The organism is Streptomyces sp. PL-29 (assembly GCF_058344425.1).
In genome coordinates, this window is sequence record NZ_CP136996.1 from 6,550,055 (window position 1) to 6,563,633 (window position 13,579).

A 13,579-nucleotide genomic window follows, 5' to 3' on the forward strand; every position below is an offset into this window, starting at 1 on the left:
GGTGTCGGTGCCGTGCGGTCAGGCGGTTTCACGGACGGCGCGGGCGATGATCGCCAGGCCCTCGTCGAGTTCCTCGTCGGTGATGGTGAGCGGCGGGAGCAGTTTCACGACCTCGTCCTCGGGACCGGAGGTCTCGACCAGCAGGCCGTGCTCGAAGGCCTTGCGGCAGACCGCCGCCGCGCGTTCCCGCTGGGTGAACTCGATGCCCCAGGCCAGTCCGCGACCCCGGTACGTCGCGCCCAGCCGGCCGTGTTCCGCGCACAGCTCCCGCAGGGCGCTCTCGACGCGCCCGCCGTGGACGAGGGTGCGCTCGCGCAGGGACCCGTCGCTCCAGTAGGCCTCCAGAGCGGCGGCCGCGGTGACGAAGGCCGGGTTGTTGCCGCGGAATGTCCCGTTGTGCTCGCCCGGCTCCCACAGGTCCAGCTCGGGCTTGAACAGGCAGAGGGACATGGGCAGTCCGTAGCCGCTGATGGACTTGGACAGGGTGACGATGTCGGGCGTGATGCCCGCTTCCTCGAAGGAGAAGAACCCGCCCGTGCGGCCGCAGCCCATCTGGATGTCGTCGACGATGAGCAGCATGTCGCGGCGTCGGCACAGTTCCGCGAGGGCGCGGAGCCACTCCGCGCGGGCGACGTTGATCCCTCCCTCGCCTTGGATCGTCTCGACGATGACGGCCGCCGGCTGGTTGAGGCCGGAGCCCTGGTCCTCCAGGAGGCGCTCGAACCAGAGGAAGTCGGGGGTCCTGCCGCCGAGGTAGTTGTCGAAGGGCATCGGCGTGCCGTGGACCAGGGGGATGCCGGCCCCGGCCCGCTTGAAGGCGTTGCCGGTGACGGCGAGGGAACCGAGTGACATGCCGTGGAAGGCGTTGGTGAAGGAGACCACCGACTCGCGACCCTTGGCCTTCCGGGCCAGTTTGAGTGCCGCTTCGACGGCGTTGGTTCCGGTGGGCCCCGGGAACATCACCTTGTAGGGAAGTGCGCGGGGTTCGAGGACGCGGGAGCGGAACGTCTCCAGGAAGGTCCTCTTGGCCGTGGTCGACATGTCGAGCCCGTGCGTGATGCCGTCGTGCTCCAGGTAGTCGAGCAGGGCCCGCTTCAGGACCGGGTTGTTGTGGCCGTAGTTCAGGGACCCGGCGCCGGCGAAGAAGTCCAGGTAGCTGCGGCCGTGTTCGTCGTACAGCCGGCTGCCCTTGGCGCGCTCGAAGACGACGGGCCAGGCGCGGCAGTAGCTGCGCACCTCGGACTCCACGGTCTCGAAGACGGACAGTACCGGCTCGGTCATGGTCAAGGCGGATCTCCAGTCGGTGTTCGGTGTTCGGTGTTCGGCGTACGGGCGGCGGGCGACCGGGTCAGAAGTGGAGCTGCCCGATGCGGTGGAGCACCTCGGGCTGGTGCCCGCCCCCGGGGAAGGCGTCGGCCGGGAACAGCACCTCGCGCTCCAGGGCCGCGCCGTGACGCTCGGCGTACGAGGCGAAGAGCCTTTCCGACGAGTGGTTACCGGGGGTGATGGTGGTCTCCAGGAAGCTCAGTCCGTGTTCCGCGGCGACCCGGGCGGAGAGGCTGTCGAGCATGGCCCCGGCGATCCCCAGCCCGCGGACGGATTCGTCGACGGCGGTCTGCCAGATGAACAGGGTCCCGGGGCGGTCCGGCCGCAGGTAGCCGCTGACGAACCCGACGGCCCGGCCGGCCCGATCGCGGGCGATCGCGGACGTGCCGGCGAAGTCACGGCACCAGAGGAGGTAGCTGTAGGACGAGTTGAGGTCCAGGGTCCTGGAGTCGCGGGCGAGGCGCCACAGGGCGGTGCCGTCGCTCGGGCGGGGGCGGTCGATGTGCACGGTGGAGCTGACAGAAGCGGATGTGAGGGGCTTTCGGTATGAGGCCAGTTCTGCATGGGCGGTCATGCGGGCCGAAGTTACCCATGACCGGACTAGATCGCATGGCCCTAGAGGGTTACGAAGATGCACCTGTTCGTGATAGAAGGCGAGGCGCTTCTGGAGCTGCTGAGGGTGAACAGTGCGAGCCTTTGGGTAGGAAAAAGTCGGATATTTGCCCCACCACCCTTGATTTATAACGAGCGTGCAACGTCTTTGCTCTGTGCCAAATTTGCCACTTGAACGTTATGGCTTCGCCGGGTGCCCGGGGGTTTCGTCGGCTGCTGGGCGGATATAGACGCCCTTCGGTACTGCTGGTGCGCCCGGGGACGGAGGGGCACGATCGAGACCGCCGTCCTCCCCGATCCGGAAGCCGGGGCGGCGGTGAGCGACGGCCCCGCCGAAGCGGGCAGGGTGCTCCGCAGGCCGGCCCGCTGAGCGGGAGTGGGCCCGTTCAGCGCGCCGGGGGGCGCAGGCGGTAGAAAGGGGTATGACCGATCTCCCGCGCGCCGAAGCTTCTCCGTTCGGCGTGGATGACACCGATGACGTGGACGACGTGACCCGGGCGTTGCTGACGGCCTCGCGGCTCCTCGTGGCGGTTTCCGCCCGCTCACTGGCGGCCGCCGAGGACAAGGTCACGCTCGCGCAGTTCCGGATGCTGGTGGTGCTGGCCACGCGCGGGGCGGCGAAGCTGGTGGTGCTCGCGGACGCCCTGGGCGTGAATCCCTCGACGGCGATGCGCATGGTCGATCGGCTCATCACGGCGGGACTGGCGGACCGGCGGCCCAATCCCGAGAACCGCCGCGAGACGATACTGACGGCGACACCGGCCGGACTGCGGCTCGTGGAAGAGGTCACGGCCCGGCGCAGGGAGGAGATCGCGGCCATCGCCGCGCGTATCGACCCCGGTCAGCGCACCGCACTGGTCAGCGCGCTCACCGCGTTCAACGCCGCCGGGGGAGAGCCGTCCGTGTCCAAAGGGGACAGGCCGCTTTTCCCTCTCGGATGGAGCGACACATCCGGCCGCAGGGATGGGAAGTCGGCCTAGGAAGCGGTGACGGCCCCCAGGGGCCGCTACGCCGAAGCCTCGCGCCCGTCGGGACGGACGCCGTGCGCACCCGGGGCGGCCGGCAGCGCCGCACCGGCCCTTACGGTCAGGCCGGCGCCGGTGCCTCGTCAGACCGGCCCACCGGTCCGACGCCCGCGTCCTGCCGGCACCGCAGCAACAGCATGGCCGCGTCGTCGTGCAGGGGCCCGCCGGCGTAGGCCACGACATCCTCGCGCAGCGCGTCGAGAGCCTGCTGGGGATCCGGGTCCGACAGCAGCCCACTCCGCTCCCCCAAGGGATAGAAGACGCCATCGGTGTCGCGGGCCTCCGAGACACCGTCCGTGTAGAGGAGCAGTTGGTCTCCAGGGCCGAAGTCGATGCTGTAGGGCTGGGGGCCGTCCGCGGCACTCCAGGCCAGGCCGAGCGGCGGAGCGGGCTGAGGGGGTTCGGGGAAGGCCGGGGGGCGCGACGGCCGCAGGAGCATGGCCGGCGCGTGACCGTAGTTGAGGAAGACGACCCCGCCGGCTTCCGTTATCTCCGCGAGCAGCGCCGTGACGAACTTCTCTCCGTAACCGTCGCTTCCCAGGGTGCGCAGAACCGCCCGGTCCACCCGGGCGCCGACACCGGTCAGGTGCGGCTCGTCGTGCGCGGCTTCACGGAATGCGCCGAGCACGGTCGCCGCCGTCTCGACCGCCTCCAGCCCCTTGCCCTGGACGTCGCCGATGATCACACGGACGCCACCCCCGGGCACCGGAACGACCTCGTACAGATCCCCGCCGATCCGGGCCTCCGCGACGGCGGAGGTGTAGGAGACCGCCGCGCGCAGGTGCCCGGCGCTGCGCGGCACCGGCCGCAGCAGTACCCGCTGAGCCGCCTCCGCAATGGTGCGGACGCTTGCGAGCTCGCGCTCCTGACGTCCGCGGACCAGGGCCGCGGCGATGCCGGCGACGGTCACCCCGGCGACCGCGGTCAAGGCGGTGTAGCCGCGGCGGTTCTGGAAGAGGCCGTCGTAGAGACCCAGAGCGCAGCACAGGGCCATCGCCGCCGCGCCGATGGCGGCCGTACGGCGCCAACTGCCCGCGAGGCCGGCGAAGGCCGGCCCGAGCGAGACCAGGGGCAGCAGTCCCACTCCCGGTCCCGCGGTGACGTCCGCCACCGCGACGATGGCCATCACCGCATAGGGGATCGCGAGCAGCGCGCGCTTGCCGGGGACGCTCCCGGAGCGATGGAGATCCACGTCGTACTCCCGGGTCCTCGTCGGCGTGCGGACAGCAGCGCCCATTCCTGTCCATCGACACGGAAGCGGCTGTTGATCGGAGGGCCCGCCGCGTGTCACGTTTAGACTATGCAAAAGTTTATCCAGCAAATCACCCCGCGATGCGACTGTTACGTACTTGTCGGCAGCGGCTGCGCCATGACGCGGGAGCCGGGGGCGGCACGGTGAGCCCACGACAGCGCCCGCAAGCGCCCACGGGCTGGCGCAGAGCAGTCGCCCGGCTGCCGATCGGCCTGTACCGCATCGGCCTCGGCGCGCTCCTCGGCAGGCGGATGCTCCTCCTCCGGCACATCGGGCGCGTGTCCGGGCAGCCCCGCGAGGTCTGTCTGGAGGTGGTGGCTCACGATCCGGCCCGGGGGAGCTGGACCGTCGCCTCGGGATTCGGGGCCCAGGCCCAGTGGTACCGGAACCTGCGGCACGTTCCGAAGGTGACCATCCAGGTCGGTCGGAAGGTCTATCCGGTCAGCGCGCACTTCCTCACGGCGGACGAAGGCGGCGAGGTCATGGCCGACTATTCCGCACGGCACCCGCGCGCCGCACGGGTCCTGTGCCGCTGGCTCGCCCTGGGCGAGCCCACGCACGACCCGGAGTCGTTCCGGGCAGCGGGCCGGCAGATTCCGTTCGTCCGCCTGGACGAGGTGCCTCCGCGCCGATGGGGCTGACGGCGCCGCCGGCGGGACGCACGTGGTCCGGGCGAAGGGCCTGCCCGCCGTCCTCCACCGGTCCCGGGACGGGCGAAGGCGGAGTCCGTGCCGGGGCGGGGTACGGTGGGGCCCCTCAGGCACCGGCGGTCCTCACCTGCGAGCGGAGCGCCAGCGCCACGTCCACGTCGAAGGGTTCGGTGCTGGGGGTGAGCATCGCTGCGGCGGCCGTGGCCACGCCCAGGGCGCAGGCGCTGACGGGGTCCGCTCCGGCGACCAGCTCCGTGGTGAGAGCGGCGACCATGCTGTCTCCCGCCCCCGCATCGCTCAGGGGTTCGCCGGGCAGCGGCGGTGCGTGGAGCTCGGTGTGGCCGAGGTGGGTCGAGCACAGGGCGCCCAGCTCTCCGAGCGTGGTGACGGCGATCTCGGCGGCCCCCGATTCGAGCAGGTGCTCGTTGAGGGCTCGGGCGTCGTCGAAGCCGTTGACGGCCCGGCCGGTGAGCCCGGCGGCCTCCGTCCGGTTGCACCTGAACAGGAACACGCCCTCCGTGAGCGCTGCCCGAAGAGCAGGACCGGAGGTGTCCAGCACCAGTCGCGACCCGGCTTCCCTGACCTGGCGGGCGACGGCCGCGTAGTAGTCGTCGGACAGGCCGCCCGGCAGGCTTCCACTGGCCACGACGTACGGGCTGCCGGCGGCAGCCTGCGCCAGCACCTCCAGGCCCCGCTGTCCCTCCCGTGCGTGCAGTCGTGGGCCGGGAGGCACGACGTGGTAGCTGCGACGCGACGCGGCATCGAAGAGTACGAGTGCTTCGCGGGTGTCGTCCTCGATGTCGACGCACACGTGGTCGATGCCCTCTTCCTCCAGCAGCCGGTTGAGGCGCAGGCCGACCTCGCCTCCCGCGGTGTGGACGGCGGTGGCCCGTCCTCCGAAGCGGACGACGTGACGTGCGACGTTGATCCCTCCGCCGCCGACGGCCACGGACCTGACCCGCGCGCGGTTCTTTCCGATCTCCTCCAGGTGGTCGACCTCCCAGCAGAGATCGACCGCGGGATTCATCGTCAAGGTGACGACGGGCGGCCCTGCGGCGTCCCCGCGGGCTTCGCCCTGCTGCACGCTCCCGGCACCCGGTCGCGCCACGTCCCCTGCGGCGGTCATCGCGTACCTCCTCTCCGCCCCCTGTCGCCGAAGCCCCGACGCCTGGCACCCGCCCGGCCGGACGGGAGGACCGAGCTCACGCCGCGCCGCGCGCCTCCAGCCGGCAGCGGACGTCGACGACGCCCTCGACGGACCGGGCGAGTCGTTCGGCCATGGGAATCAGGTGCGGGTCGCGCACGCTGCCGGTCAGGGTGGCGGTCCCCCGCGCGACGGTGACCGTGACCCTGCCGTGGGAGACCGGGAAGAGGCGCTCTATGACGCTGCGGCGGATCTCCTCGGTGAGCTCTTCGTCCGTGCGGAGGAAGACCTTGAGAAGGTCGGCGCGGCTGACGATGCCCCTGAGGGTGCCGTCCGCGTCGACCACCGGGAGGCGCTTGATGCGGCGGTCGGCCATCAGGCGAGCGGCCCGGGGCAGGACGGCGTCGGGTCGGATCGTGACGGCGGGGCTGGTCATGAGGTCCTCGGCGTGGGTGGATCCGGCCTTGGCGTCGTGACCGAGGCGCCGCATCCGGTCGATCATGCCCGGGCCGTGCTCGTGGAACTGCTCCTTGGGCAGGAGATCGGCCTCGGAGACCACTCCGACGACACGGCCCTCGCCCTCGACGACGGGGAGCGCGGTCACCTTCCACCGCTTCATCGCGGCGGCGATGTCCTTGAATCCGGTGTCGGGCGTGACGGCGACGACCTGGGTGGTCATCACGTCGGCGACGGTGTACGGGGTGGAGGTCATGGTGTGGTCCTCGGGTGCGTGGGCGAGCGGGGTTCCGCTGCCGGCGGTGTGCGCCGTCGAGGGGCACGCTCTCGCCGGGCGCCCGGCGCCGGGCGGGGCCGGGCCGCGGGGGCGCCGGGCGGGATCGGGCCGCGGAAGCCGTGACGGACGGGGCGCGGCAGGTTCCGGTTGCGGCGGCGCGGGTCCGCGCCACCCTGGAAGAGCCCGCAGCCGACGACGGTGACCGTCCGGAGGCTGCCGGGGACGTCCGGCAGGGCCGGGCGGCCGACGGAAGGCGGGGTCGACCCGGACATGGGCCCTCCTTTCGGGGACGGTGTCCGATCCCACCGTCGCAGTCACCGGGCCCGCGGGCCAGACCCGACCGGTCCCCCCGGCGGGGGCCGACCGGCCCAAGCGCGGAGGAGCCGCGGATGCGCAGCCCGACGTCTACCGCACCCCCGTAGCAGTCAGGGGCGCCCACCATGAGAGGACCGCCATGCAAGGACTCGTCTTCCGCGGCCCCCGACAGACCCGCCGGCAGAAGCTCCCGGACCCGGTGGCCAGGCCCCCCACGGACGCGTCACGGTCCCGCGGACGGTCCGGCCCGCCTGCCGTCGCGTGACGCGCGCGTCATGAACGGTCCGGAAGCGGTCGTCTTCGACACCGACGGAGTGCTTCTCGCCACCGAAACCCGTCACGCGGCCGCCTGGAAGGAGGCCTTCGACGGCTGCCTCGCCGCATGGCAGTCGGGGCGCGAAGGGAGGCCACCACGACCCTTCGACGCACTGCGCGACTACCGGGAGCTGGTGGACGGAAGGGCCCGCCTCGACGGGGTACGCGCCTTCCTCGCCTCCCGCGGGATCGCGCTTCCCGCCGGGACCCCGCAGGATCCACCGGGTTGCGGAACCGTCCACGCCGTGGCGGCCCGCAAGGAGCAGATCTTCTCCGAGGCTCTCCGGACCGAAGACGTCAGGCCCTTCGCCGACGTCCCGCCCACCCTCCGGCAGCTGCGCGAGAGGTCGCTGCGGTGCGCGGCCGTCTCGGCGTCCCGCCACGCCCGCGCCCTCCTGGAAGCCGCGCACCTCGGCAGCTCGTTCGATGCACTGGTGGACGGTGAGGACGCCGCCGCGCTGGACCTGCCCGGAAAGCCCGCCCCCGCCCTCTTCCTGGAAGCCGCCGCCCGCCTCGGTACCGCCCCGGCGAGGGCGGCCGTGGTGGAGGACGCACTCGTCGGCGTGGAAGCCGCGCGCCGCGGAGGATTCCGGCTGGTCGTGGGACTCGACCGGGAGGACGATCCGCACCTGCGCGAGGCCCTCCTGGCACACGGCGCCCACCTCGTCCTGCGCGGTCTGACCGAACTGCCCGCCGTCCTCCAGGGCGGTCGCCCGTGAACACCGCCTGGCGGTGGGAGTACCGCAGCTACGACCCGAAGGCCGAGCGGCTGGTCGAGTCCCTGTGCACCCTCGGCAACGGACGCTTCGCCACGAGGGGTTCATCCCCGGAGACCGTCGCCGACGCCGTCCACTACCCGGCCACGTACCTCGCCGGCTGCTACGACCGGCTCACTTCCACGGTCGCCGGACGGAAGATCTCCAACGAGGACGTGGTCCGCCTGCCGGACTGGACCGCCCTGCGCTACCGCTGCCTGCCCGAAGGTGCGGCCCCGGGAGACTGGCTCACCCCCGACCACCCCACCCTGCGCCACTGTTCCGTCTCGCTCGACATGCGATCGGGAACGCTCACCCGCCGCATGCTGTTCCACGACGCCGAGGGCCGCCGCCTGGGTGTCACCCACACCCGTCTCGTCCACGCCGGTGACCCGCGTCTCGCGGCGCAGCGCACCGTCCTCACCGCGTACGGCTGGCGCGGCAGGGTCGAGATCGAGGCCGTGCTGGACGGAGACATCGCGAACACGGGCGTCGACCGCTACCGCGACCTGGCCGGACAGCACCTCGTCGACCACCGGGCCGGGTTGGGGGCGGACGACGTCGCGTGGTTGTCCTGCGCCACCGCTGACTCGCACCTGAGGGTCGGGCTCGCCGTACGCCTGCGGGCCCGGACCCCGGCCGGTGTGCGCAGTGCCTGCACGGCCACCGGCGTCCGGCAGACGTTGGTCCTGCCGATCAGGCGCGCGGAGCACGTCGTGGTCGTGAAGACCGCAGCACTCTTCATCTCCCTCGACCGCCCCTGGGGCGATCCGCTGAGCAGCAGTATCGAGCACGTGGTCCACGCTCGGGACTTCGCCGCCCTGCTGGCCGCCCACCGGGCCTCGTGGCAACTGCTCTGGAACCAGGGCGAAGTGGAAGCCCCGGGCGAGACGGGACGGATCCTGCGCCTGCACGCCTTCCACGTCCTGCAGACGCTTTCCCCGCACACCGCGGAGATCGACGCCGGCGTTCCGGCCCGGGGCCTCCACGGGGAGGCGTACCGCGGACATGTCTTCTGGGACGAGCTCTTCGTCCTGCCCTATCTCTCCCTGCATTTTCCCGAGACCGCACGGGCCCTGCTGATGTACCGGCACCGGCGTCTCCCCGCAGCCCGGGAATCCGCCCGCCGGGCCGGTGTGCGGGGAGCGATGTTCCCCTGGCAGAGCGGTAGTTCCGGAGCGGAGGAGACCCAGCGGCTGCACCTCAACCCGCACTCCGGCCGCTGGCTGCCCGACCACTCCCACCTCCACCACCACGTGGGCTCCGCCGTCGCCTGGAACGTGTGGCATTACGGACGGGCCACCGGCGACGCCGGATTCATGCACGGACCCGGAGCCGAACTCCTCCTGGACGTGGCCCACTTCTGGGGTGCCGTCGCGACGTGGGACGCCGGCTTCGGCCGGTACCGCATCCGCGGCGCCGTCGGTCCGGACGAGTACCACGACGCCTACCCGGACGCCCCCGCCCCCGGCATCGACGACAACGCGTACACCAATGTCGCAGCGGCATGGGTGCTCGCCCGCGCCCTCGACCTGTACGAAGAGCTCCCGAACGCCAGACGCGCGGAGCTCCGTGCGCACCTGGGCATCGGCGTCGACGACCTGCACCACTGGGAGGAGGTGTCGCACCGCTTGTACGTGCCGTTCCACGCTGACGTGATCAGCCAGTTCCACGGCTACGGTGACCTCGCCGAGCTGGACTGGGACGCCTACCGTGCTCGCTACCACGACATCCGCCGGCTGGACCGGATCCTGGAGGCCGAAGGGGACACGCCCAACCGCTACCAGGCGTCCAAACAGGCCGACACCCTCATGCTCGGCTACCTCTTCCGGCCCTCGGAGCTCGCCCGTCTCTTCGCCCGGCTCGGCTACCGCCTGGACGACGAGCTCTGGCGGCGGACGGTGGCGTACTACCTGCGGCGCACCTGCCACGGCTCGACGCTCAGCAGCCTCGTCCACGGTTGGGTGCTCGCCCGGCAGCAGGGCGGGAGCGCGTGGCGCTACTGCCAGGAGGCCCTGCTCAGTGACATCGCCGATGTCCAGGGCGGCACCACCGGAGAGGGGATCCACCTCGGTGCCATGGGCGGCACGCTCGACCTCGTCGAGCGCGGCATCGTCGGACTCGATCCCGGAACCGACGGCCTGCACGTCGATCCGGTGCCCCTCTCCGAAGTGCCGGCCTCCACCTTCCCGGTCTGCTACCTCGGGCACCGGAACATCCGCATCACCTTCCGACCCGGCCGGATCGGAATCCGGGTTCCGCCGTCCCGGCTGGGGCCCGTGCCCCTCGTCCTGCCCGGAGACAGGCGGGCAAGCGTCACCGCCGGGGAAGAGAGGTGGTTCCGGCTGCCGGACGACCGTGACCGGGGGCGGGCCGCACCCGGCGGCCCGAACCGGTGACAGGTGCCGGTGACCGGCCGCTTCGCGTGGCGGGGCATGCCGGTCTCGCACACTGTGGAGGTACAGCCGTCGAAAGGATGAGTCGGGATGGACAGCCAGCTTGAGGCTCCGCGCGTCGTAGTGGGTGTCGACGGATCGCCTTCGTCCCAGGCCGCGCTGCGCTGGGCGGTCCGGTACGCAGGCCTGGTGGGCGGGAGAGTGGACGCGGTCACCGCCTGGGACCTGCCCGGTGCCGGCTCGTGGTCCGCCCCCGCGGTGGACGCAGACTTCGACGAGGAGGAGGCCGAACGGCGTCTGGTCGAGGAGGTCCGGACGGTCCTCGGCGAGCGCGGCGCCACCCAGGTGCACGAGCGCCTGGTGCGCGGCAACCCCGCCGAGGTTCTGGTGGACCAGGCAGAAGGCGCCGACATGCTGGTCGTGGGCAGCCGAGGCCACGGCGGATTCCGGCGGGCCCTGCTCGGCTCGGTCAGCCAGCAGGTGGCACAGCACGCTCCCTGCCCGGTCACCATCGTCCGGCCGGAGGCGCCCGCTGAGTAGCCGCGCGGGCGGCGAGGCCGGCCGCCGCCGTCACCGCCGATGCCGTCGGGGCCGCGGCCGACGGCCGTGCACCGCATGCTCAGGACGCACGGGCACGGGAAGCCGGTGGATCCTGTTCGCCCGTCCGCCCCTCTTCGCCCGTGCGCCCGCGCGGGCCGATCTCGTCCTGGGGGCCGGGGGGTTCCTCGAGGACGCTCCAGGCGACCGGGCCGAGCAGGTCGGCGACCCTGCGGAAGACGTCCATGAGCAGGTCGTCCACGGTCAGCATGCCCACGACCCGATGCCCGTCCAGGACGGGCAGGCGCCGGACGCCACGGGTGCGGAGCGCCCGGTACGCCGCGTGGATGTCCTGGGCGGCGTCGACGGTGACGGCCGGGGTGGTCATGACCGCGCCCACCGGGGCGTCGCGGTCGAGCCCTCCGGCCACGGCGCGCACGGCGATGTCACGGTCGGTGACGATGCCGCGCAGCGCGCCTCCCTCCGTCACGACCAGGCAGCCGACGCCGTGGAGGTCCATGCGACGGGCCGCCTCCCCGATCGTCGTCGCGACCTCGACGGACACGGCGGGCGCCGACATGCATGCGGACACCTTCATCGTCCGGCTCCTTCCCCTGGATCCCATGCGGTCGACGGCGGGCCGGAGCGCCGGCGAGGGCGGTGTCCGCGCCGGTCAGGCGACGGCCGAGACCGCACCGTCGACTTCCATGCGGACGTCGACGACGCCCTCGACCGCGCGGACGGCGTGGGCCAGCAGGGGAATCAGGGCGCGGTCGTGGAGCGGTCCCCGGAGCGTGACGACACCCTCCAACACGGAGAAGCGCAGGGGTACACCCGGCGCGAGCTCGTCCAATACGGCCCGGCGGATCTCCTCCTCCAGTTCCTCGTCCGGTCGCAGGAACACCTTCAGCAGGTCGCTGCGGCTGACGACACCCTCCAGCATGCCCACGTCGTTCACCACGGGCAGGCGCTTGACGTGCTTGCGGGCCATGATGCGCGCCGCTTCGGCGGTGGTGGCGCCCGGGTGCACGGTGACCGCCGGGCTCGACATCAGGTCCTCGGCGAGGACGGCGCCGGCTTTGGCGGCTTCGTCGAGCTGGTCCGGCAGGAGGGGTTCCGCACGGCGGAACTCCTCCTTGGGCAGCAGGTCGGCCTCCGAGACGACTCCGACGACCCGGCCCTCCCCCTCCAGGACGGGGACCGCACTCACCTTCCATTCGTGCATCAGCTCGACGATCTCCTTGTAGGACGCCTCCCGGCCGATGGCCACGGCGGTGTGCGTCATGACGTCGCTGACGGTGTAGCGCGATGCAGGCATGACCAGCTCCTTCACAGCGTTCGGTCACGGGTGCCGCCGCTCGCCCCGTGGGGCGTGGAGGCCGGATGGGACCCTGTCCCCATCTCAGCACCCGAGCGCATGCCTGAGCAGGGCCCTGTGGCCCACGACGGGGGTCCGAGTGGCCCCGAGCCGGCTCCGTCTCGCGCGCTGGAGGGTGCCCCGGAGCCGGTGGCCGCGGGCGGGGGCGCCTCAGGCCTTCGACGTGGCGTCGATCTCGCTGATCAGACCCTCGATGAGGCCCTTGATCTCGTCCCGGATGGGGCGTACGGCCTCGACTCCCTGTCCGGCGGGGTCCTCGAGCTGCCAGTCGAGGTAGGTCTTGCCGGGAAAGTACGGGCAGGCGTCCCCGCAGCCCATGGTGATGATGTAGTCGGAGGCCTGGGCGGCCTCGGGGGTGAGGACCTTCGGCTTCTGGTCGGAGATGTCGATGCCCAGCTCGGCCATGGCGGCGACGGCGGAGGGGTTGATCTGCTCGCCGGGCATGGAGCCGGCCGAGCGGACCTCGACGCGGTCGCCTGCGAGGTGGCGCAGGAACCCGGCCGCCATCTGGGAGCGGCCGGCGTTGTGGATGCACACGAACAGGACGGAGGCGGCAGGAGCGGAGGGCATCTGTTCTTCCTTCGGGTGAGGCGACCGCGGTGGGGAGCCGTCGGGCTGCGGAACTGCGGAACTGCGGAACTGCGGAGCTGTGGGGTCTCGGCGCGCGGGCCGGTCGAACCCCTCGGCGATCCGGGTGTCGACGGCGTCGGCGGCCCCGGCCCGGGTGTCGGCCGGGCCGGGCGCGTGAGCCAGTTCAAGGGGCCGGCAGGGTCAGTTCAAGCTGGTGTCAGCCTCGGCTGATGTGACAGTATCAGCCCATGATGACGTCAGTCGACACTGATCTGATCCGGGTTCTGGCCGACCCGCTCAGGCTCCGGATCGTGACCCTGCTCGCACGTGAGACGCTCTGCACCACCCACCTGGTGGAGGAGACGGGCGCCAAGCAGACCAACCTCTCCAACCACATGAGGGTGCTGCGGGAAGCAGGGGTCGTCGAGACGGAGCCGTGCGGGCGGTACATCTACTACCGCCTGCGCCCGGAAGTCATCGAAGCCCTCGCCGGCCGGTTCGCCGACCTCGCCCGGACCGCGCGAGCGACCGCAGAGGCGAACGTCAAGCGGTCCTGCCCGTAGCTTTCGCG

Annotated in this window: 14 protein-coding genes; 6 read left to right on the forward strand and 8 right to left on the reverse strand. The window is 72.0% G+C overall.

Going from position 1 to position 13,579, the window contains the following annotated elements; all coding sequences use genetic code 11:
• Nucleotides 1–18 precede the first annotated feature (18 nt).
• Nucleotides 19–1,287 (reverse strand): diaminobutyrate--2-oxoglutarate transaminase, encoded by a 1,269-nt coding sequence (ectB, locus tag R4Z63_RS29840; RefSeq protein ID WP_037916866.1) that lies wholly within the window; start codon nt 1,285–1,287, stop codon nt 19–21.
• Nucleotides 1,288–1,348: 61 nt separating this feature from the next.
• Entirely contained in the window at nt 1,349–1,900 is a 552-nt protein-coding gene (gene ectA, locus R4Z63_RS29845; protein ID WP_052030105.1) for a diaminobutyrate acetyltransferase, read from the reverse strand.
• Between the two features lie 460 nt (nt 1,901–2,360).
• Here ectA and R4Z63_RS29850 point away from each other — a divergent pair, with 460 nt between their 5' ends.
• Nucleotides 2,361–2,918: a MarR family winged helix-turn-helix transcriptional regulator gene (locus R4Z63_RS29850; protein ID WP_384455919.1), complete on the forward strand. Its 558-nt coding sequence runs from the start codon at nt 2,361–2,363 to the stop codon at nt 2,916–2,918.
• A gap of 106 nt (nt 2,919–3,024) precedes the next feature.
• On the opposite strand, the gene R4Z63_RS29855 is transcribed toward R4Z63_RS29850, so the two are convergent.
• Nucleotides 3,025–4,089, reverse strand: coding sequence for a PP2C family protein-serine/threonine phosphatase (locus R4Z63_RS29855; protein ID WP_052030227.1), 1,065 nt, complete (start codon nt 4,087–4,089; stop codon nt 3,025–3,027).
• Nucleotides 4,090–4,358: 269 nt separating this feature from the next.
• Between R4Z63_RS29855 and R4Z63_RS29860 the strand changes: the two genes are divergently transcribed.
• Entirely contained in the window at nt 4,359–4,856 is a 498-nt protein-coding gene (locus tag R4Z63_RS29860) for a nitroreductase family deazaflavin-dependent oxidoreductase (protein ID WP_384455922.1), read from the forward strand.
• 115 nt (nt 4,857–4,971) lie between these two features.
• On the opposite strand, the gene R4Z63_RS29865 is transcribed toward R4Z63_RS29860, so the two are convergent.
• The gene (locus R4Z63_RS29865; protein ID WP_384455925.1) at nt 4,972–5,991 is read right to left on the reverse strand and encodes a 1-phosphofructokinase family hexose kinase; all 1,020 of its coding nucleotides are present in this window, start codon (nt 5,989–5,991) and stop codon (nt 4,972–4,974) included.
• A 76-nt stretch (nt 5,992–6,067) separates the two neighbouring features.
• Nucleotides 6,068–6,721: a CBS domain-containing protein gene (locus R4Z63_RS29870; protein WP_384455929.1), complete on the reverse strand. Its 654-nt coding sequence runs from the start codon at nt 6,719–6,721 to the stop codon at nt 6,068–6,070.
• A 611-nt stretch (nt 6,722–7,332) separates the two neighbouring features.
• Here R4Z63_RS29870 and R4Z63_RS29875 point away from each other — a divergent pair.
• From R4Z63_RS29875 to R4Z63_RS29885, 3 genes are all read left to right on the forward strand, one after another.
• Entirely contained in the window at nt 7,333–8,091 is a 759-nt protein-coding gene (locus R4Z63_RS29875) for an HAD family hydrolase (protein WP_384455932.1), read from the forward strand.
• Nucleotides 8,088–10,526 (forward strand): glycoside hydrolase family 65 protein, encoded by a 2,439-nt coding sequence (locus tag R4Z63_RS29880; RefSeq protein ID WP_491522608.1) that lies wholly within the window; start codon nt 8,088–8,090, stop codon nt 10,524–10,526. Before R4Z63_RS29875 ends, R4Z63_RS29880 begins: the two co-directional genes overlap by 4 nt.
• An 87-nt stretch (nt 10,527–10,613) precedes the next feature.
• On the forward strand, nt 10,614–11,063 hold the full coding sequence (locus R4Z63_RS29885) for a universal stress protein (RefSeq protein WP_384455938.1): 450 nt from the start codon (nt 10,614–10,616) through the stop codon (nt 11,061–11,063).
• A 79-nt stretch (nt 11,064–11,142) separates the two neighbouring features.
• On the opposite strand, the gene R4Z63_RS29890 is transcribed toward R4Z63_RS29885, so the two are convergent.
• The 3 genes from R4Z63_RS29890 to R4Z63_RS29900 all read right to left on the reverse strand — a co-directional run bounded on the left by R4Z63_RS29890 (nt 11,143) and on the right by R4Z63_RS29900 (nt 13,008).
• The gene (locus tag R4Z63_RS29890) at nt 11,143–11,658 is read right to left on the reverse strand and encodes a CBS domain-containing protein (RefSeq protein ID WP_384455941.1); all 516 of its coding nucleotides are present in this window, start codon (nt 11,656–11,658) and stop codon (nt 11,143–11,145) included.
• A gap of 75 nt (nt 11,659–11,733) precedes the next feature.
• Complete coding sequence (locus tag R4Z63_RS29895) at nt 11,734–12,378, reverse strand: CBS domain-containing protein (protein ID WP_037916892.1); 645 nt, start codon at nt 12,376–12,378, stop codon at nt 11,734–11,736.
• 210 nt (nt 12,379–12,588) lie between these two features.
• Nucleotides 12,589–13,008, reverse strand: coding sequence for an arsenate reductase ArsC (locus R4Z63_RS29900; protein ID WP_384455944.1), 420 nt, complete (start codon nt 13,006–13,008; stop codon nt 12,589–12,591).
• 248 nt (nt 13,009–13,256) lie between these two features.
• Between R4Z63_RS29900 and R4Z63_RS29905 the strand changes: the two genes are divergently transcribed.
• Nucleotides 13,257–13,571, forward strand: a complete 315-nt coding sequence (locus R4Z63_RS29905) for an ArsR/SmtB family transcription factor (protein WP_037916898.1) — start codon at nt 13,257–13,259, stop codon at nt 13,569–13,571.
• Nucleotides 13,572–13,579 lie beyond the last annotated feature (8 nt).

Coding starts and splice junctions, on each gene's coding strand:
- ectA (WP_052030105.1), bottom strand. CDS start 1,900: ATGACCGCCCATGCAGAACTGGCCTCATACCGAAAGCCCCTCACATCC.
- R4Z63_RS29850 (WP_384455919.1), top strand. CDS start 2,361: ATGACCGATCTCCCGCGCGCCGAAGCTTCTCCGTTCGGCGTGGATGAC.
- R4Z63_RS29855 (WP_052030227.1), bottom strand. CDS start 4,089: ATGGCCATCGTCGCGGTGGCGGACGTCACCGCGGGACCGGGAGTGGGA.
- R4Z63_RS29865 (WP_384455925.1), bottom strand. CDS start 5,991: ATGACCGCCGCAGGGGACGTGGCGCGACCGGGTGCCGGGAGCGTGCAG.
- R4Z63_RS29870 (WP_384455929.1), bottom strand. CDS start 6,721: ATGACCTCCACCCCGTACACCGTCGCCGACGTGATGACCACCCAGGTC.
- R4Z63_RS29875 (WP_384455932.1), top strand. CDS start 7,333: ATGAACGGTCCGGAAGCGGTCGTCTTCGACACCGACGGAGTGCTTCTC.
- R4Z63_RS29885 (WP_384455938.1), top strand. CDS start 10,614: ATGGACAGCCAGCTTGAGGCTCCGCGCGTCGTAGTGGGTGTCGACGGA.
- R4Z63_RS29890 (WP_384455941.1), bottom strand. CDS start 11,658: ATGAAGGTGTCCGCATGCATGTCGGCGCCCGCCGTGTCCGTCGAGGTC.
- R4Z63_RS29895 (WP_037916892.1), bottom strand. CDS start 12,378: ATGCCTGCATCGCGCTACACCGTCAGCGACGTCATGACGCACACCGCC.
- R4Z63_RS29900 (WP_384455944.1), bottom strand. CDS start 13,008: ATGCCCTCCGCTCCTGCCGCCTCCGTCCTGTTCGTGTGCATCCACAAC.
- R4Z63_RS29905 (WP_037916898.1), top strand. CDS start 13,257: ATGATGACGTCAGTCGACACTGATCTGATCCGGGTTCTGGCCGACCCG.